Source organism: Streptomyces physcomitrii (assembly GCF_012273655.1).
Lineage (GTDB): Bacteria > Actinomycetota > Actinomycetes > Streptomycetales > Streptomycetaceae > Streptomyces > Streptomyces physcomitrii.
Genome location: NZ_JAAWWP010000001.1, coordinates 83,491 through 101,681, shown reverse-complemented (window position 1 = coordinate 101,681; position 18,191 = coordinate 83,491). Strand labels below are relative to the sequence as shown.

Here is an 18,191-nt window from a genome sequence, read left to right as displayed (position 1 = left end):
TACGGGGCGGAAACACCCCCTGCCCCGTACCGCCGCCCGGCACCGCCGCCCGCGGCGGACGGGCGGCCGGGCCGGGCGCCGGTCGTTCGGAGGGTGCCGCGCTCTGCTCAGAGGTTGCCGCGCTTCTCCTGCTCGCGCTCGATCGCCTCGAAGAGCGCCTTGAAGTTGCCCTTGCCGAAGCCCATCGAGCCGTGCCGCTCGATCATCTCGAAGAAGACGGTCGGGCGGTCCTGGACCGGCTTGGTGAAGATCTGCAGCAGGTAGCCGTCCTCGTCCCGGTCGACCAGGATCTTCAGCTCGCGCAGCGTCTCCACCGGCACCCGGGTCTCCCCGGCCCACTCGCCGAGGGTGTCGTAGTACGAGTCCGGGGTGTCGAGGAACTGCACACCGGCGGCGCGCATGGCCCGCACCGAGGAGACGATGTCGTTGGTGGCGAGCGCGATGTGCTGGACGCCGGCGCCGCCGTAGAACTCCAGGTACTCGTCGATCTGCGACTTCTTCTTGGCGATCGCGGGCTCGTTGATCGGGAACTTCACCTTGAGGGTGCCGTCCGCGACCACCTTGGACATCAGCGCGCTGTACTCGGTCGCGATGTCGTCGCCCACGAACTCCTTCATGTTCGTGAAGCCCATGACCTCGTTGTAGAAGCCGACCCACTCGTTCATCCGGCCGAGCTCGACGTTGCCCACGCAGTGGTCGATGGCCTGGAAGGTGCGCTTGGCCGGGCCCTCGACGATCGGCGCGGCGCTGACGAAGCCGGGCAGGTAGGGCCCGTCGTAGTCGCCGCGCTCGACCAGGGTGTGCCGGGTCTTGCCGTACGTCGCGATGGCGGCGAGCACCACGGTGCCGTGCTCGTCCTTGACCTCGTAGGGCTCGGTGAGGCCGGTGGCGCCGTGCTCGACGGCGTAGGCGTAGGCGGCGCGGGCGTCCGGCACCTGGATGGCGAGGTCGACCACGCCGTCCCCGTGCTCGGCCACGTGCGAGGCGAGGAACTCGCCCCACTCCGAGGAGGGTTTGACGACCGAGGTGAGGACGAACCGGGCCGAGCCGTTCTCCAGTACGTAACTCGCCGTCTCCCGGCTGCCGTTCTCGGGGCCGGAGTAGGCCACGAGCTTCATGCCGAAGGCGGTGGAGTAGTAGTGGGCGGCCTGCTTGGCGTTGCCGACGGCGAAGACGACCGCGTCCATGCCCTTCACCGGGAAGGGGTCAGCTCCGCCGGCGGTCGTGGGGGTGGGGTTGAGGTGCGCAGAAGTAGCCATGCCCGCAGGTTCCCGCCGTTCCACAAGGTGCGCAATAGTTTGCGTATCCACTGGGCAACCTGACCAGTGGCCCACCCGATCCGCCGGTCGATCTGTACAGGATGACCAGCGTCAGGGCGTGGCCGGACCAGACCGTATCTCCCTCGCATCGGAGGCCCCATGGCGATCGACCGGCTGGACGGCAGGCTGCTCGTCCTGCTCGCGCGCGAACCCCGGATAGGCGTTCTGGAGGCCTCCCGGCGCCTCGGTGTGGCCCGCGGCACCGTGCAGGCGCGGCTCGACCGGCTCCAGTCCAGCGGGGTGATCCGCGGCTTCGGGCCCGAGGTGGACCCGGCCGCGCTCGGCTATCCGGTGACCGCCTTCGCCACCCTGGAGATCAGCCAGGGCCAGGGCCCGGACGTACGGGCGCATCTGTCCTCGGTGCCCGAGGTCCTCGAACTGCACACCACCACCGGCAGCGGCGACATGCTCTGCCGCCTGGTCGCCCGCTCCAACGCGGACCTGCAGCGCGTCATCGACCGGGTGGTCGGCTTCCCCGGCATCGTCCGCGCCTCGACGGCGATCGTGATGGAGAACCCGGTGCCGCTGCGGATCATCCCGCTGGTGGAGCAGGCCGCGGCGGACGTCTGAGCGGGGCGGTGCGGCGGGTACGGGCGGGGCGGTGCGGCGGGTACGGGAGGGGGCGGACCGGGGGCGCGCGGCCTCAGCAGCCGGGCGGCGCGCACGGCTTCAGCAGCCGGGCAGCGCGCGCGGCCTCAGCAGCTCGGGACCTTCCGGCCCTGCTCCAGGGCGCGCAGCGACTTCACGGTGCCCTTGAGGTCGGTCACCGGGATGAGCCGGAGGCCCTCGGGGAGCTCCGCCTTCGCCTGGGAGCACTCGTCCTCGGGGACCAGGAAGACACTGGCCCCGTCCCGCCTGGCGGCCTGCGTCTTGAGCTCCACCCCGCCGACGGCGCCGACCCTGCCGTCCGCGTCGATGGTCCCCGTACCGGCGATGGTGCGCCCGCCGGTCAGGCCGCCGCCCGCGCCGTCGCCGTCCAGCTTGTCCACGATGCCGAGGGCGAAGAGGAGACCGGCGCTCGGGCCGCCGACGTCGGCCAGCTTCAGCCGCACGTCGAGGTCCTCGTCCGCGCGCCCGAGGTAGGAGAGCGCGGCCGCGGTGGCGCTGTCCTGGGACTCGGTCATGTCGTCGAGGTTGTGCCGCTCGATCTCCTCGGTGGTGTCGCCGCTCGGGTAGACCGAGTCGCGCGGCATCACCGCGCGGTCGGTGCGGAACCAGTTGTCGAGGACGTCGCCGAAGTCCACCTGGGCGTCCGGCCCGGTGGCCACGATCGTCGTCATCAGCAGCCTGCCCTCGGCCTTGCGGCTGGGCGCCCCCTTGATGGTGATCACCGGCTCGCCCTTGTTCCGGCCGAGCACGTCCGCGGTGGTGCCGGGCTGCGCCACGGCGAAGGGCAGCGGGGCGAGCAGGGCGGTCGCGAGCAGCGCCACGGCGGGCAGCGCGCAGACGGCCAGGGCCTTGGGGCGGGAGAGACGGGAGAGCACGGGATCAATCTAACGCGCGGGCCGGAGGCCTCGGCCACGGGTTCCGGGGCAGCGGTCCGGGGCGGCCGAGGGCCCGCCGCCCGGACCCGGTTCAGCGCAGCGCGTCCGCCACCTCGCGGGCGGCCTCCATCACCCGGGCCCCTATCCGCTCCGGTACGGACTCCGCCAGCATGACCACGCCGACGCTGCCCTCGACCCCGGTGACACCGACCAGCGGGGCCGCCGCTCCCGAGGCCCCGGCCTCCAACTCCCCGTGGGTGAGGGTGTATCCGGGGTCGGAGGGCAGGGCCTGGCGGGCGGCGAGTATGGCCCGGCCCGCGGCGCCGCGGTCCAGCGGGTGGCGGAAGCCGGTGCGGTAGGCGACGTGGTAGTCGGTCCAGGTCGGCTCGACGACGGCCACCGCGAGCGCCTCCGTGCCGTCGACCAGGGTCAGATGGGCGGTCGCGCCGATGTCCTCGGCCAGGGCGCGCAGCGCGGGCAGCGCGGCCTCCCGTACCAGCGGGTGGACCTGGCGGCCGAGCCGCAGCACGCCGAGGCCGACCCGGGCCCGGCCGCCGAGGTCGCGGCGGACCAGGGCGTGCTGCTCCAGGGTGGCGAGCAGGCGGTAGACCACCGTGCGGTTCACCTCGAGCCGGTGGGACAGCTCGGTGACGGTGAGCCCGTGATCGGTGTCGGCGAGCAGTTTGAGGACACGCAGTCCCCGGTCGAGCGTCTGGGAGGTCTCCGCGGTCACGACGCCCACTCCTTCGTAGGTGAGGGTCGACGGCCCCTGCGAGATTGACGTGCCTGTCCCAGGACGACGCGCGTGAGAGGCCGCCGGTGAGTGAGTGGGCGGTGCGATCCGGCCACTCGGAACCGGCTGCGCTCCGCGGCGGCGCTGCCACGGGGCGTATGCGTAGCGGGACAGTAGCGAGCGGAGTTCGTTGAGCGGAAGACTCCGTCCAGAATCCGGGCAGTCCCCGCATCCCTTTCGTCCCGTTACGCCGGTTCCGTACCGGGGGCAAGATCATGGCGGGCCGCACTCCTCCGCCCAGCGGACACCGGAGTGCGCTCAGCGCGGCCGGGCACCGGGCGCCCGGCACGGCCGATCCGGGTGCGCTCAGCGCATCCGGGTGGCCCACTCCCGCACCTTGTCGATGCGCTGGCGCAGCTGCCCGGCGGTGGCCTCGGCGCTCGGCGGTCCGCCGCAGACCCGGCGCAGCTCGGTGTGGATCACGCCGTGCGGCTTGCCGCTCTGGTGGACGTAGGCGCCGACCAGGGTGTTGAGCTGCTTGCGCAGTTCGAGCATCTCCTTGTGGGAGACCACCGGGCGCCGCTCGGCGGGCAGTTCGAGGAGGTCGGCCTCCTCGTCCGGCTTCCTGCGGCTGTGCGCGATCTGCCGCGCCTGCCGCTTCTGCAGCAGCAGCTGGACCTGGTCGGGTTCGAGCAGCCCCGGTATGCCGAGGTAGTCCTGCTCCTCCTCGCTGCCCGGGTGCGCCTGCATCCCGAACTCGGCGCCGTCGTAGAGGACCCGGTCGAAGACGGCGTCGGACTCCAGCGCCTCGAAGGGCAGCGTCTCCTCCTCGCCCGTGTCCTCGTCCTGCTCCCGGTTCGCCTCCTCCATCTCCTTCTCGGATTCGGCGTACGGGTCCTCCTCGCCCTCCTTCTTCGGCTTGTCCAGGACGTGGTCGCGCTCGACCTCCATCTCGCCCGCGAAGCCGAGCAGGTCCGGGATGGTGGGCAGGAAGACGGAGGCGGTCTCGCCCCGCCTGCGGGACCGTACGAAACGGCCCACCGCCTGGGCGAAGAAGAGCGGCGTGGAGATGGTGGTCGCGTACACCCCGACCGCGAGCCGCGGCACGTCCACCCCCTCGGACACCATGCGCACCGCGACCATCCAGCGCGCGTCCGGGTCCGCGGAGTCGCTGAACTCGTCGATCCGCTTCGAGGCCCCGGTGTCGTCGGAGAGCACCAGGGTGGGCTTCGTACCGGTGATCTCGCGCAGCAGCTTGGCGTAGGCGCGCGCCGAGTCCTGGTCGGAGGCGATCACCAGGCCGCCCGCGTCCGGGATGCCCTTGCGCACCTCGCCGAGCCGGAGGTCCGCCGCGCGCAGCACATTGGGCATCCAGTCGCCGCGCGGGTCGAGCGCGGTGCGCCAGGCCTGCGAGACGGCGTCCTTGGTCATCGGCTCGCCGAGCCGGGCCGCGATCTCGTCGCCCGCCTTGGTCCGCCAGCGCATGTTGCCGCTGTAGGAGAGGAAGATGACCGGCCGCACCACGCCGTCGCCGAGCGCGCTGCCGTATCCGTACGTGTAGTCGGCGGCGGAGCGCCGGATGCCGTCGTTGCCCTCCTCGTAGACCACGAAGGGGATCGGGTTGGTGTCCGAGCGGAAGGGCGTACCGGTCAGGGCAAGCCTGCGGGTGGCCGGCTCGAAGGCCTCCAGGCAGGCCTCGCCCCAGGACTTGGAGTCGCCGGCGTGGTGGATCTCGTCCAGGATCACCAGCGTCTTGCGCTGCTCGACGCGGTTGCGGTGCAGCATCGGCCGTACGCCGACACCCGCGTAGGTGACCGCGATGCCCTGGTACTCCTTGCTGAGCGGGCCCGCGCTGTACTCCGGGTCGAGCTTGATCCCGATCCGCGCGGCGGCCTCCGCCCACTGCTTCTTCAGGTGCTCGGTCGGCGCGACCACGGTCACCTGCTGGACCACGTGGTGGTGCAGCAGCCAGGAGGCCAGGGTGAGCGCGAAGGTCGTCTTGCCGGCGCCGGGCGTCGCCACCGCGAGGAAGTCCCGCGGCTGCTCCCCGAGATAGCGGTCCATCGCCGACTGCTGCCAGGCCCGGAGCTTGCCCGCCGTACCCCAGGGGGCGCGGCCGGGGAAGGCGGGCGACAGGTGCGAGGAATGCGTCGTGGTAGTCACGGTCTCCGGCAGTGGTTCGGCGGCCAGGGTCGTCTCTCCCGCGAACGGGACCGGGCCACCCTACCGGGGGCACCCGGGGCCCGGCTCCGGGAACACGGACGGGGCGGGCGGGTGCGACTCAGCTCACGTAGGGGCGGGCGGGCAACTGCCGGTCGCGGGGCGCCACTTCGGCGCCACCGGACGGACGCCCCCTTCCGCCGCGCCGCCGCAGTGTCCCCGTACGGAACCCCGTGGCGGCCCGCTCACCCGGCCGCCGCACTCCCGGTACCGGGCCCGCCCGCGGACTCGGCCACCCGCAGCCGCCCCGCGATCCACGCGCCCGCCAGCGCCACCACGGCCATCGGTACGAAGACCACCAGGAAGGCCCCGGGGTGGGAGGCGCTCGCGGCGGAGGTGACCTCGTGGGTGCCGCCGACCGCGCCGCCGCCGAGGGCCGCGAAGGCGGCGCCGCCCGCGGCGAGCAGGACGACGTTGGACAGGCCGTCGGAGATCTGCAGGGCGGCCGAATTGCTGCCCGCCTCCCGGGGAGTGGACAGCCTCAGCAGCAGCACACTGGTGGAGGAGATCACCAGGCCCATCCCGAAGCAGCCGAAGCCCCAGGCCACCGCGATGATCCAGACCGGCACCGCGTCCAGGAGCACGGTCGGCGCGGTCGCGATCGCCGCCGCCACGAGCAGCATCCCGAAGGCGATCAGCCGCTCCCGGTACGGCTCCACCCGCGGCCGGGACTGGACGAAGCTGCCGAGTGCCCAGGTGCCGCCGCCCAGCGCGAGGGAGACCCCGGCCATGGTCGGCGAGAGCCCGCGCTGGGTGACCAGCATCAGCGGGATGAAGGACTCCGCGGCGATGAAGGAGCCCGCCGCCACCCCGCGCAGCAGCACCACCGAGGGCAGCCCGCGCGCCGCCCGGTAGGTGCCGCGCGGCAGCAGCCCCCGTACCGCGGGCACCAGGAGCACGGCCCCGGCAGCCCCGGGCAGCACCGACCACCAGCTGAGATCCTGCGCCGCGTACTGCACGAGCCCCGCGCCCAGCGAGATCCCGAAGGCCAGCCGCAGCCGCCGGGCGGCCCGGCCCGGCTCCGCGGGCGCGCCCTCCCCGTGGTGCTCCGGCGGCCCCGAGGCGCGGCGGCGGATCTGCGGCAGCGCGAGCGCCATCGGCAGCAGCACGAGCACCGGGATGCCGAGGAACACCCAGCGCCAGCCCAGCCGTTCGGTCACGGTGCCCGCGGCGAGGGGGCCGACCACCGAGGGGACGACCCAGCTCGCCGCGAAGGCCGCCATGATCGAGGGCCGCAGCCGCTCCGGGTAGGCCCGCCCGACCAGGACGTACAGGGCGACGATCACCAGACCGCCGCCGAGCCCCTGCACCGCGCGGCCCACGATGAACACCCACATCGACCCGGCGGTACCCGAGAGCAGCAGCCCCGCGCCGAAGGCGGAGATCCCGGTGGCCAGCGGCCCGAGCGGCCCCTGCCGGTCCGCCCACTGCCCCGAGAGCACCATCCCGAGCAGGCTCGTCGTGAAGTACCCGGAGAAGGCGAAGGCGTAGAGCGAGACCCCGTCCAGCTCCCGGGCGGCCACCGGCATCGCGGTCCCCACCGCGGTCGCCTCGAAGGCGATGAGCAGCACGACGGAGACGATGCCGATGCTGAGCGCCCGGTAGGCACGGCTGAGGACTCCGGCTCGGGGGTCCTGCTCCCCGGATCCGCCCGGCGGCTCCTCCGTCTCCGTACCGCTGCCCGGGTCGCGGACCCCGTCGAAGGGGGGCGCGGTGCGGTCGGCGGTGCGCGGGGTCCTCGTCTGTTCCGGGGTGGGGGCGACATCGGCGTCGCGCGGTTCCAGGGCGGCCATGTCCGCCAGCGTAAGGGGCGTACAACCGGCTGACCCCTGTCGGAGGGTGGGAGAACGGTCGGCCTTTCGCCCTACACCGCGGGGCGGAGCGTACGGCTCCGGTGGGACCGCCCGGCGAGGAGCACATGGCTCCGGCGCACACCGGGCGCCCCGGGTTCGTGGATGCCGGGCGCCGGGTGTCCGTGGGCGCCGGGCGGCTCGGGGCCGTGAGCGCCGGGCGGCGGGTGTCTGTGGATGGCGGGCTCCTTGGGTCCGTGGGCGCCGGGCGCCGGATGTCCGTGAGCGCCGGGCGCCCCGGGTCCGTGAACGCGGTATGGCGTTCGTATTGCAGTCGGTCCGAAGCCCTTGAGCTCCCCGCCGACCGCTGCCTACCGTCGAGGCATCGCCTTCGCCGGGCGCCGCACCCTCGGGTCCGCGGCGGCCGAGCGGGGCGGATGGCCGTGTGCCCGAGTGGTTCAGGGGCTCGCCTGCAAAGCGAGTTACGTGGGTTCGATTCCCGCCACGGCCTCAACTGCCTTGACCAGGCACGCCGGAAGGGCGGCACCCCGTAGGCGGTGCCGCCCTTCCGACCGTCCGTCTCAGGTGCCGTTCCGTTGCCGTCTCAGTCGGCCGGAACGAGAGCGCCGGCCGCACCGTCCTCGCCCTCATCCGGCCGGCCGGTCCGTCCCGGGCTTCCGGATCGGCCCGTCCGCCTGCCTCGCGATGTCCGTCCGCACGGCGTCCACCCTGCGCTGGGCATCGGAGGGACATGACAACCCGCCACTCAACGGCCGCCATCCCCCCCCCACCCGGTGCCGCGTCCGGTGCCGCGAGGGCACACCGCCGAGCTGCCTCAGTGCGGTTTCGGAGCGTGCTCCCGTGCTGCGCGCGTACGCCCTCCCGCGGGCCCATGCGGCGTGGAAGCATGCCTGGCGTTACCTGGCCTTTCGGTAGGGGGTACGGAGTGGCATCTCAGTCCAGGTGCGGCGCGCGCACCAAAGCCGGCTCAGCGTGCCGGAACCTTGCGGTGATCGGTACTTCTCGTTGCGCCAAGCATCAAGGCCCCTGGTCGGCCTATGGAGTTGCGCAACGCAAGGAGAGGGAAGCCAAGGCGAAGAAAAGCAGGATCCGCAAGAAGCGGTAGGCGCGACCACGAGACCCTCGAAGCGGACCAACCGGCCGAGCAAGCTGCGCGGGTACGGTTCGATTCCCGCCACGGCCGCTCGTACGGGTGTGTCCGGTGGGCGGAGGGTTCCGCTCGCCGGGCGCACCCGTTTCCTGGCCCGCCGGACGCGGGAAGGCCCGAGCGGGTTCAGGAGTCCAGGCGCAGGGCCGCCAACGGGAAGCTCACCCCGGTCAGTTGCTCGGACATGTGCCACAGGCGCCGGGCGGCGCGGGTGTCCTGGGCCGCCTTGCTGCGGCCCGCGGGGGCCGGGTGGCCGCGGAACTCCTGGAAGCCGGAGGGGCCCGTGCAGCTCGCGCCGGGCGGCGGCTGGGTGGCCGCGCAGAGGGTCGGCAGCGCGCCCGTCTCGTCCCGCTGGGCGAGCAGCCGGTTGCCGACCGCCATGACCGCCTCCTCCATCCTGCTGGCGGTGTGGCCCCGGAGGTTGGTGGCGGACCAGCCGGGGTGGCCGCGTGCGCGGTGACGGGCGAGCCGGCGGTCTCCAGACGGCACTGGAGTTCGGGGGTGAAGAGCAGGTTCGCGAGCTTGGACCTGCCGTAGGTGCGCCACCTCTCGTACCCGAGCAGCTTGATCAGGGCGAAGGGGCCGAGGTGGTTCGTACCGACTGCATCTCGAAGCCGTCGGCGGCCCGCGGCGCGGAGGCCGCCCGGACGATGCCCGGGCAGGTGGAGGTGCGGCGGGTGGACCTCGCCCGGTGTCGCGCACCGCGAGCACCACCCGGGCTCCGGCGCGGGCCGCCTCCGGGGCGGTGACGTCGCCGTGGCGCTGTTGGCCCGGGTCACGACAACGGTGCGGCCCGTCGGGGCGGACAAGTTCGGCGAAGAGCCCGCCGGAATCAGGCAGCGGTGTCGAGCAAGGCCTGTGCCGCCCGGCGAGCGTGGAGCGCGGCGTCGGTGTCGCCGGTGAATGTGGCTATGGCCATCGCCCCGTCGAACAGCACCGCCAACTGCGCCCCGACCGCGTCCACGTCCCGTATGCCGGTCTTCGCCACCAGTTCGGTCAGCAGCTCACGCAGGGCTTGCTTGTGCGTCCGCACCGCAGTGACGACGATCGGTGCCGCGGCACCCGCTTCCCCGAACGCGCCGGCGAACACGCAGCCGTGGAAGCCCGGTTGGCGAAACCAGTCGTCCAGGAAGTCGAAGGGGCCGAGGGCCTTGGCCACCGGATCCTCGATCGCGTCGATCCGCTGTCTGATCGCCGCGCGAGCCGTCAGATCGCGGCGGGTGAGGCAGGCCGCCAGCAGCACGTCCTTGGACGGGAAGATCTCATAGAGCCGCTTCAGCGGCACCCTCGCCGTATCCCGGACGCGCCGCATCGTCACCACGTGGACGCCATGGGTGTAGAACAACTCATCGGCGACCGCGACCACATGATCGCGCACAGGGTCAGACATGGTCTGCCTCTCTCGTCCGAGACTCGTGTCCTGAGAGCGACTTCAGTATCTGCCTCACCCTCGCGCCGCCTTGAGAACCGCGGTTCTCGCCATTACGGTCCCAGTGTAGGGCAGTCACGCTCCGGCTCGTCAGACGGTCCGGGGCACGTGTACAGCACAGAAACGCCGTGGCGGACATCGGGGGAAGCCGTGCTGCGTATCCACTTCAGCGCCGGAGACTTGGCCCGCACCAGGATCGCCGAGCAACCGGACCCATTATGGGAAACCGTCCTGAGCCTGCACCAACTCCGCGAGAAGAGGCGGGAACCGGTACTCGACGGCTGGCGGCGCCGCAGGTGCGCTCGCGATGCCCGTGCCCTGCAGATACTGTCGCCGCTGATGCCGTCGCGTGGCTACTTCCCGGACTTCCTCACTCCCGCTGAGGCCTCGGGCGGGCTGGAGTGCGGGATCGACGCGGTGCTCGCCACTCCGCGCCGTCGACTGCGCACCGAACTCGGGCTGCTGTCGGCCCGCAACCCGCTGCCCCACTGGGCCCGGCAACTGGCCGACGGCGAAGCGAGCACCCTCCACCTCCTGGGCCGGGTCCTGCGCGAGTACCACGCCTCCGTTCTCGAGCCCGCCTGGCGGGACATCGCCTCCCGCATCGAGGGCGACCGGCGGCACCGGACCGAAACCCAGTGCCGCCTCGGCACCGAAGAGATGCTGCGTACCTTCGCGCCCGTGCTGCGCTGGCAGTCCCCGGTCCTGTCCGCCGACTACCCCGTCGAACGGGACGTGCACCTGCAGGGACGCGGACTGCTGCTCGTGCCCTCGTACTTCTGCCGCCACACGCCGGTGGCCCTCCTGGACGAGGCCCTGTGGCCGGTCCTGGTCTATCCGCTCGGCCACCAGGTGGGGGAGCCGGACCTGGAGAACGACGCCGGTGCTTCACTCGCCGACCTGGTGGGATCCAGCCGTGCCGCCGTCCTGGAGGTCGTCGGGGAGGGCAGCCGCGGGAACACTGGTCAACTCGCCCGGCGCGTGGGACTGCTGCTGTCCTCGACCAGTCAGCACCTCGCTGTGCTGCGTCATTCGGGACTGGTGGTCAGCACACGCGAAGGCAACAGTGTGCTGCATGAGGTGACGCCGCTCGGCGCCGCCCTGCTGCGCCGCCGCCTGTGACCGGCCCGGGCCGAACAACTTCGAGAACGCGCCGGTGCGCCACCGCGCGCTGATCGCACGGTGGCGCACCGGAGGGTCTTACAACCCCTCAGCCATAGATGCTGGAGGCGTCGTCGTTGTGGCCCAGTGTCGAAACCTTGGTGCCCTCGGAGTACCTCTGCTGCCAGCCTCCGCCGGCCTTCTTGTCCGCCAGATAGGCGTTGTCCGAACCCACCCAGTCGTTCTGGCGGTTCCACAGTGAGGTCGCCTTGTTGTCGAAGCTGTAGTTGGACAGGTTGTGCCAGTATTCGTCGCTGAACTTCAGCATCCGGCCCTTGTAGCCGGCGTCCTCCCAGAGGCATACCCAGCCCTTGGGGCAGCTGGCTCGTTCATCGCGAACGCTCTTGCCGATAGTCGTGTCGAGGTCGATGCACTTGGTCTCTCCGTTGGACACCGCGCATTCATCAGCGCCCTGCCAGTCCTTGCTGAGATCGATGGTCCGGCCGTCCAGTTCGGCCATCGAAGCGCGGGAATCCCTCGCGGAGAAGGGCCCCGGGACATCGGCTGAGGCGGGCTCCGCCCCTGCAGCCAGCACGGCCAGCACAGTGGTCGCCATTGCGGAGGTGAGCTTGAGAGCGAGTCGCATTCAGATCTCCCCGTGTGTGTTCCGTTGGCCGCGGAAGCGGCCGGGACTCATACGAATCTAGGGAGAAGCCAACAAGTCGGGAGGGTGTTTCAACGAGTAGTGAAACTGCGATCTCTCGCTTTCGTGACAGTGGTGGTGAGAGGCCAATTATATGGGTGTGTTGTTGCTGGCCAGTGGCTTTTTCGGGGTGTGGGGTCACTGTCACGAGGGCCGAAGATCGGGGTGGTGAGTGCTACCGGGGAGGACCATGTCCTATGGGGGACGGACTTGTCGGACTGGCTGGGGCGGGGTACAGGGAGTCGGATGTTCGGACGGGTTATGGGAGAGCGCGGAGCCACTTCGGGCCGGGGCACGGCGGTTGGCGGGGTGGCCGCCAGGGTGGTGCTGTCGGTAGCGCCTCGGCCTCTATGTGACGGCCCCCGGCGAGGGCCATCCCAGCCACCAGATGAAAAGGCCGCTCAGCACGACGAGCAGGAAGAGTGCGGCGTTCGTGCGGCGGTAGGCGACGAGGAGGGCCACGAACTCGCGGATCATGGCGCTCGGCCAGAAGTACGCGGCTGTCGGGGCGCCGATCACGTGGCCCCGGACGCCGGTGCGGCGGGCGGTGATCGCGGCGCGGAAGACGTGGTAGTTGTTCGTGACGATGACGCACCGGTAGTCCGGTTTCGCCCGCTCCATCAGGGCTTTGCTGAATGTCAGGTTCTCGTCCGTGGTCGTCGAGCGGTCCTCGCGTGCGATCAGGTCGGCGGGGAACCCCTGGGTGACCAGGTAGTCGGCCATCGCGTGGGACTCCGGCAGCTTCTCGTCGGGTCCTTGGCCTCCCGAGGTGAGCAGGACCGGGCGCCGGCCCTTCCGGGACAGCCTGGCGTGTTCCTTCCGGGCCCGGTCGAGGCGCCCGGCCAGCAGCGGGGGCACGGTGGTTCCGCCGATCAGCCCCGAGCCGAGGACCACCACGTAGTCCGCCCGGCGCCGGATACGCAGACGGCCGTACAGGCCGCCGTAGACGAGGAAGCAGAGGAACAGGAAGGCGACGTAGCCGGCGAGCGCCACCGCTGTCGCCGCTCCCACCAGGAGCGTGTGCGTGTGCAGCACCAGCGCGGTGATCAGCAGCGCGAGCAGGGCGACCAGGGCGATGCCCGCTGCCAGGGACAGCAGGTTCGCCGGGCTCCTGCCCTCCTTGCGCACCATGGTGATCCCGTTGGTGATGAGGAACCACGCCAGGGTGACGACACCCACGCCCGCGAGGGTCAGCAGCACGACGACCAGGTCGTGGCCGAACTGGGCTCGCTCGGAGGCGACTTGCAGGAGGAGCGCGATCACCGCGAAGACGGTGGACAGGCCCAGCAGGACCGCGTTGCTCACTCGGCGGCGGTCTCGCACCACACCGACACAGAACAGGAAAAGGCAGACGAACGACGGTACAAAGGCCACCATGCGCTGATCCTACGAGGCATGGCGCGATCTCGGCCGAGCGGGTGAGGGGTCGCCCAGACCACCCGGAAGCTCCCGCGCAGATCGGCGCCGCGCAGGTCCGCCCCCCGCAGGTCTGCCTTGCGGAAGTCGATCTGCCCAAGGATGTTCCCTGGACAGGCGGGCCGAAAGTCCGCCTCTCCCAGGACCGCCCCCGGAAGTTGGCGCCGTCCAGCGAGGACTCCCGCAGATAGGCTCCGCTCGGGTAAGCCCGTCGGAGGTCCGCGCCGAGCAAGGAGGTGTCGGACAACCGAGCCTCGGAAAGCGACGCGCCTTTCAGGTGTGCTCCGCTGAGGTCGGTTTCCGACAGGTCCGCGTCTGCCAGGTGGGCACCCTCAAGGCGGGCTCCAGGACCTCGCCCGGCCGGTCTGCAGCGGAGCCGCGAACCCGTGGACCCGCACGGCCGCCGCCCCGCTGCCCCGCTGCCCTGCTGCCCTGCTGACCCACCGACCCGCTGCACGGTTCTCCCACCGACCCATCTCCCCATCGACCCCGACGAGGTACCCATGTCCGCCAAGTCCGCTGTCCTGATCACCGGTTGCTCCTCCGGCATCGGGGAGTCCACCGCCCGGGCGTTCCTCGCCGCGGGCCATCCCGTCTACGCCACCGCCCGGCGGCCCGAGACCCTCGACGCGCTGGAGAAGGCGGGCGCGCGGGTCCTCGCGCTCGACGTCACCGAGGAGCGGTCGATGGCCGCGGCCGTGGCCGAAGTCGAGGCCGAGCACGGCGCGGTGGGCGTCCTCGTCAACAACGCCGGGTACGGCGAATACGGCCCGGTGGAGGAAGTTCCGCTGGAGCGCGTCCGGCGGCAGTTCGAGACCAATGTCTTCGGTGCCGTGCGGATGGCCCAGCTGGTGCTGCCCGGCATGCGCCGCGAGGGCGGCGGCAGCATCGTCACCATCGGTTCCATGGGCGGGCGCTTCACCTTCCCGGCCGGTGGCTTCTACCACGCCTCCAAGTACGCCCTGGAGTCCCTCACCGACGCTCTGCGCTTCGAGACGGCGCCCTTCGGCGTCCGGGTCAGCCTCATCGAACCCGGCCTGATCCGCACCGGCTTCGGCGGCACCGCCGCCGGCACGCTCGCCTCCGACCCCGGCCGCGCGACCGGCCCCTACGCCGCCCTGAACAAGGCCGCGGACAAGGCCATGACCGAGGGGTACGCCAACAGGACGCTGACGGCGGGGCCCGAGGCCGTCGCCCGCGCGGTGGTGAAGGCGGCCACCTCGGCCCGGCCCCGCCACCGCTACGTCATCACCCCTGCCGCCAGGGCGCTCATCCACCTGCGCCGCCTGGCAGGCAGCCGCGTCTTCGACGCCCTGCTGCGCCGCCAGTTCGCGACGGGCTGAGCGGCAACGGTCGCCGGGCACCGGTCACCGGAGGTCCGCCGGAGCGGGCCGTGCCCGGGGCCGTCACAAAGCCGAGGTCGGCACCCTTGAGCGGGCCGTCGTTCTGTCATGCGCATTCGACTCTTCCGTACGCATCCCGCCCCTCCTGCACATGCCCGGCTTTCTTGACCATGTGCCTCTGCGCGGAAAACCGCCGCATACCGCGCCAATGGAACGCCTACGCTGCTGCTCTGGCAGGACCGGCAATCGGCGCCTCCGGGGCGGCGGTTGCCCCTCCGCGGCGCTTCGGATTCGGTCCCGCGCGCGGATCTGATGAAGAGTCTGATGAAGAGGTGGTACGACATGGCTGGGCGCTATCTGGAGACGACCGCGATCGTGCGGATCACCCATGACCTCCTCCACTACCCGTCCGAGGTGTTCACCTTCGAGACGGGTCGGACCGAGCTGGAGGGTGAGGAGATCAGACGGGAACTGATCCGTATCGCCTCCCTGGACGACGAGGCGGAATTCCCGGAGAGCTACCAGGTATCCGGTCGGGAGAGCGAGACGAACTGGGGCGCCTCGGGCTCACTCGCCGAATACACCATCGACATCTCCGCGAACATCGTCGCCACGCTCGGGGCCGCGGGGATCAGCCTGCTGGTGCACCGGGCCTTCACCCGTATCCGAGGGGCATCCGGGCACCGCCATGACCCGCTCACCCCGGAGCAGGCCCGCGACCTGCTCGCGGAGCACCTTCTGCGCCACTACGGGGTCGCACGGGAACAGTTGACCGAGCAGGAGTCGGAACTCGCCTTGGCAGACGGACTGTTCACCTACCGCTTCCTCGCACCGGACGGAACCGAATACGGCGGCAGCGTGAGCGGCGACGACCCGCTGCGGGTCACCCGGGTCTGGCGCAGGTCCGAGGTTCCCGCCCTCCGCCCGGAGTACCGGGAGGCCTTCAGCGAAGGGGAGTCCGAGGCGGCCGAAGAGCTCGAAGAGCGTGAGGCAGCGGGAAGCGCCGGGGCGGAACAGGCTCCCGCTGTCAGTGGCGGTCAGGAAGGGAACAGTCCGGGCGGCGGCCCGGCGGGAAGCCTCCCGGACCGGGCCGCCCCCGAGAACGCGTCCTGACTCCCGCTCACCACGGGAGCACAGGCGCGCCCGCCCGCTGATCGTCACGGCGTCACAGGGCCGAGGTCTCCTTCGGAATGCGCTCCAGCAGCCCGCGCAGGTCGTCGGCGTGCTCCTCCTCCTGGGCGAGGAGGTCCTCGAAGACCCGGCGGGTGGTGGGGTCGTCCTCGCCGAGCCACTGGGCGATCTCGGTGTACGAGGCGACGGCGACCCGCTCCGCGATCAGGTCCTCCTTGATCATGTCGACGAGTCCGGCGCTGGCGTCGTACTGGGCGTGGGAACGGGAGGTGAGGGTGTCCGGGTTGAAGTCCGGTTCGCCGCCGAGCTGGCAGATCCGCTCGGCGAGGCGGTCGGCGTGCTCCTGCTCCTCCTTGGCGTGCTCCAGGAACTCGGCCGCCACCGGCTCGGAGTAGAGGCCGGAGGCGGTGTAGTAGTGGCGCTTGTAGCGGAGCGTGCAGACGATCTCGGTGGCGAGCGCCTCGTTGAGAACGCTGAGCACCCGTTCGATGTCGGCGCCGTAGGCGTCCGTGACCGGGCCCTTCTCGATCTCCTGGCGGGCGCGTTCGCGGATGGTCTTGATGTCGGTGAGGAATTCGGCCACGACGTTCTCCGTCTTCGTGGAAGGGGCCGGGGCGCCGCTCTCGACAGCGCGACGGCCGACCGTGCGGGGGAATCGCTTCATGCTGCACGCTCTGGTGCCCCGGATTTCGCCACCGAATCGCCACGGGGGCGGGAAGCACGCCAAAGGGGGTGCGGGCCGCGGGATTCCGCCCGGGCTGATGCTCAGGCCACCGCCGTAGCACTCTCCAACTGACGCAGCCACAGCGCGAAGGCCAGCGTGGAGACGTCCGCGTGCAGGGGTGTCAGCGCCCCCGTGTCCGGCCGCCAGGCGAGCAGGGCGCCGGTGCCGCCGTCGACGACGAGGTGTACGCCGCGCTCGTTCCCCGGGTCGGGGGACGAGCCGAGGCCGCGGTTGCCGGTGCCCCGGGCGCCGGGGCCGTGGGTGGCCAGGCGGCCGAGCCGGACCAGGGCGTCCGCCTGCGCGGGGAGGGCCGGGGAGGCGTACTCCTCGAAGTCCGGTTCGGCGTGGAACTGGGTCAGCGTGGGCAGCGGCAGCTCGGTGTCGAGGTGGAAGGGGTGGACGTCCTCGGGCAGGCCGAGGTCGCGCAGGAAGCGGCGGGTGGGCGCGTGCCGCAGGGCGGCGGGGAAGTCGACGTCCTCGAAGCGCATCACGCGCCCCGGCCCGAACTCCTCGGCGAGCAGCCGCTCCGGCAGGTCGAGTATGAGCCCCGCCCCGGAGGCGGACAGCCAGCCGCGCGCCCGGGTACGCGCGAACGCCCGGGTCAGGCAGGGCAGGAAGTCCTCCGAGGGCGCGGAACCGCCGATCCGGTCGCCGGCAGCCCCCGCGCCCGTCCCGCCGATGGCAGGCCCGGCGCCCGTCCCGTCAGCGGCAGACCCGGCACCTGTCCCGTCGGCGGCACGCGCGGCGCCGATCCCGCCGGTGGCAGGCCCCGCACCGATCCCCTCGCCGGCAGCCCCCGTACCCGTCGACGTGGCGCGCGTGCTCCGGGCCGGCTGTGTCGCGGCTGTCTCGCTCGTGCTCATCGTGCCCCCAGGACCGTGCTTCGGGATCCGGCCACCGAGCGGCCCGCTCCCATTGCCTGCACCGTACGAGCCCCCACTGACAATCCGCGCCGACCTGCGGCGATGCCCGCGCCGCCCGGTGGGCTCGCCCGACGGCCCGTACCGCTCACGTCCTGATCCCGCGCGGGGCCGGGCCGCTCACCGCACCCGCGCCCGCCCCAGCCCCGCCAGCACCGCGTCCACCGTCTCCGGGACCGTCGACTCCGAGGTGTCCAGCCAGAGTCCGAGCCGCGGGGTGGTCTCCCGCAGGCCGCGGTCGAGGGAGGCGACGGTCCAGGAGGTGTCCCCGGTGCCGTAGCCGGACTTGGCGCGTCCTGCCTCGCGGGCGGCCACCGCCTCGGGGCTCGGGGCGAGGACGACGACGTACAGCGGGCGGGTGCGGAACAGGTCGACGTAGGCGGTGAGGTGGGGGCCGAGGACGACGTCCTGGACGACGGCGGTGAAACCGGCGGCCGCGTAGGCGTCGGCGGTCGCCGCGGAGAGGCGGTGGCGCAGGCGGAGTTGGGCCTCGGCCTCGGGGCCCGCGCCGGGGGCGTACTCCTCGCGGCCGGAGACCACCATGCGGCGGAAGACGTCACCGCGGATGTGCGCGGCGCGGGGCAGCCGGGCGGCCAGCGCCTCGGCGACGGTCGACTTCCCGGCGGCCATGATGCCGGTCAGGACGAGGACGCCCTCGCAGGTCCCCGGAGCCGCCGCGCCACCGGAGGCCGGTCCGTCCGCCGCCACCC

General features: G+C 72.1%; 17 protein-coding genes, 1 tRNA gene and 1 pseudogene. 5 read left to right on the top strand and 14 right to left on the bottom strand.

Annotation, left to right across the window (positions count from 1 at the left end):
• Positions 1-107 precede the first annotated feature (107 nt).
• Positions 108-1,259: a 4-hydroxyphenylpyruvate dioxygenase gene (gene hppD, locus HFV08_RS00430; protein ID WP_168534699.1), complete on the bottom strand. Its 1,152-nt coding sequence runs from the start codon at positions 1,257-1,259 to the stop codon at positions 108-110.
• A 159-nt stretch (positions 1,260-1,418) separates the two neighbouring features.
• On the opposite strand from hppD, the gene HFV08_RS00425 reads away from it, so the two are divergent.
• On the top strand, positions 1,419-1,889 hold the full coding sequence (locus tag HFV08_RS00425) for an Lrp/AsnC family transcriptional regulator (protein WP_168534698.1): 471 nt from the start codon (positions 1,419-1,421) through the stop codon (positions 1,887-1,889).
• A 125-nt stretch (positions 1,890-2,014) separates the two neighbouring features.
• Here the strand turns inward: HFV08_RS00425 and HFV08_RS00420 are convergent, their stop codons facing one another.
• From HFV08_RS00420 to HFV08_RS00405, 4 genes are all read right to left on the bottom strand, one after another.
• Positions 2,015-2,803, bottom strand: a complete 789-nt coding sequence (locus tag HFV08_RS00420; protein WP_168534697.1) for a S16 family serine protease — start codon at positions 2,801-2,803, stop codon at positions 2,015-2,017.
• 91 nt (positions 2,804-2,894) lie between these two features.
• Complete coding sequence (locus HFV08_RS00415; RefSeq protein ID WP_040249198.1) at positions 2,895-3,536, bottom strand: IclR family transcriptional regulator; 642 nt, start codon at positions 3,534-3,536, stop codon at positions 2,895-2,897.
• A gap of 366 nt (positions 3,537-3,902) precedes the next feature.
• Positions 3,903-5,699 (bottom strand): DEAD/DEAH box helicase, encoded by a 1,797-nt coding sequence (locus HFV08_RS00410; RefSeq protein WP_168534696.1) that lies wholly within the window; start codon positions 5,697-5,699, stop codon positions 3,903-3,905.
• 242 nt (positions 5,700-5,941) lie between these two features.
• Complete coding sequence (locus HFV08_RS00405) at positions 5,942-7,549, bottom strand: MFS transporter (protein WP_168534695.1); 1,608 nt, start codon at positions 7,547-7,549, stop codon at positions 5,942-5,944.
• 436 nt (positions 7,550-7,985) lie between these two features.
• Between HFV08_RS00405 and HFV08_RS00400 the strand changes: the two genes are divergently transcribed.
• Positions 7,986-8,057, top strand: a tRNA-Cys gene (locus HFV08_RS00400).
• A 783-nt stretch (positions 8,058-8,840) separates the two neighbouring features.
• On the opposite strand, the gene HFV08_RS32245 is transcribed toward HFV08_RS00400, so the two are convergent.
• Positions 8,841-9,095: an SDR family NAD(P)-dependent oxidoreductase gene (locus tag HFV08_RS32245; protein ID WP_312885240.1), complete on the bottom strand. Its 255-nt coding sequence runs from the start codon at positions 9,093-9,095 to the stop codon at positions 8,841-8,843.
• Between the two features lie 451 nt (positions 9,096-9,546).
• Entirely contained in the window at positions 9,547-10,104 is a 558-nt protein-coding gene (locus HFV08_RS00390; protein WP_168534694.1) for a TetR/AcrR family transcriptional regulator, read from the bottom strand.
• 378 nt (positions 10,105-10,482) lie between these two features.
• Here HFV08_RS00390 and HFV08_RS00385 point away from each other — a divergent pair, with 378 nt between their 5' ends.
• Complete coding sequence (locus HFV08_RS00385; protein WP_246341414.1) at positions 10,483-11,265, top strand: ArsR/SmtB family transcription factor; 783 nt, start codon at positions 10,483-10,485, stop codon at positions 11,263-11,265.
• A gap of 88 nt (positions 11,266-11,353) precedes the next feature.
• Here the strand turns inward: HFV08_RS00385 and HFV08_RS00380 are convergent, their stop codons facing one another.
• From HFV08_RS00380 to HFV08_RS31250, 4 genes and pseudogenes are all read right to left on the bottom strand, one after another.
• On the bottom strand, positions 11,354-11,890 hold the full coding sequence (locus tag HFV08_RS00380) for a peptidase inhibitor family I36 protein (RefSeq protein WP_168534693.1): 537 nt from the start codon (positions 11,888-11,890) through the stop codon (positions 11,354-11,356).
• 405 nt (positions 11,891-12,295) lie between these two features.
• On the bottom strand, positions 12,296-13,324 hold the full coding sequence (locus HFV08_RS00375; protein ID WP_168534692.1) for a YdcF family protein: 1,029 nt from the start codon (positions 13,322-13,324) through the stop codon (positions 12,296-12,298).
• A complete protein-coding gene (locus HFV08_RS00370; RefSeq protein ID WP_376770548.1) occupies positions 13,249-13,434 on the bottom strand; it encodes a hypothetical protein in 186 nt (61 codons plus the stop codon). The genes HFV08_RS00375 and HFV08_RS00370 overlap by 76 nt, the downstream gene beginning before the upstream one ends.
• Before the next feature lie 161 nt (positions 13,435-13,595).
• Positions 13,596-13,847: pseudogene (locus tag HFV08_RS31250) on the bottom strand (pentapeptide repeat-containing protein); the annotation flags it as partial.
• Positions 13,848-13,866: 19 nt separating this feature from the next.
• On the opposite strand from HFV08_RS31250, the gene HFV08_RS00365 reads away from it, so the two are divergent.
• Positions 13,867-14,706, top strand: a complete 840-nt coding sequence (locus HFV08_RS00365) for an oxidoreductase (RefSeq protein WP_168534691.1) — start codon at positions 13,867-13,869, stop codon at positions 14,704-14,706.
• Positions 14,707-15,048: 342 nt separating this feature from the next.
• The gene (locus tag HFV08_RS00360) at positions 15,049-15,819 is read left to right on the top strand and encodes a hypothetical protein (RefSeq protein WP_168534690.1); all 771 of its coding nucleotides are present in this window, start codon (positions 15,049-15,051) and stop codon (positions 15,817-15,819) included.
• Between the two features lie 52 nt (positions 15,820-15,871).
• Here HFV08_RS00360 and HFV08_RS00355 read toward each other — a convergent pair whose 3' ends face one another.
• From HFV08_RS00355 to HFV08_RS00345, 3 genes are all read right to left on the bottom strand, one after another.
• The gene (locus tag HFV08_RS00355) at positions 15,872-16,420 is read right to left on the bottom strand and encodes a ferritin-like domain-containing protein (protein WP_168535586.1); all 549 of its coding nucleotides are present in this window, start codon (positions 16,418-16,420) and stop codon (positions 15,872-15,874) included.
• 182 nt (positions 16,421-16,602) lie between these two features.
• Positions 16,603-17,424 carry an SUKH-4 family immunity protein gene (locus HFV08_RS31245; RefSeq protein ID WP_246341413.1) on the bottom strand — a complete coding sequence of 274 codons (822 nt, stop codon included), beginning with the start codon at positions 17,422-17,424 and terminating at the stop codon, positions 16,603-16,605.
• Between the two features lie 177 nt (positions 17,425-17,601).
• A complete protein-coding gene (locus HFV08_RS00345) occupies positions 17,602-18,189 on the bottom strand; it encodes an AAA family ATPase (RefSeq protein WP_312885238.1) in 588 nt (195 codons plus the stop codon).
• Between the last annotated feature and the right edge of the window lie 2 nt (positions 18,190-18,191).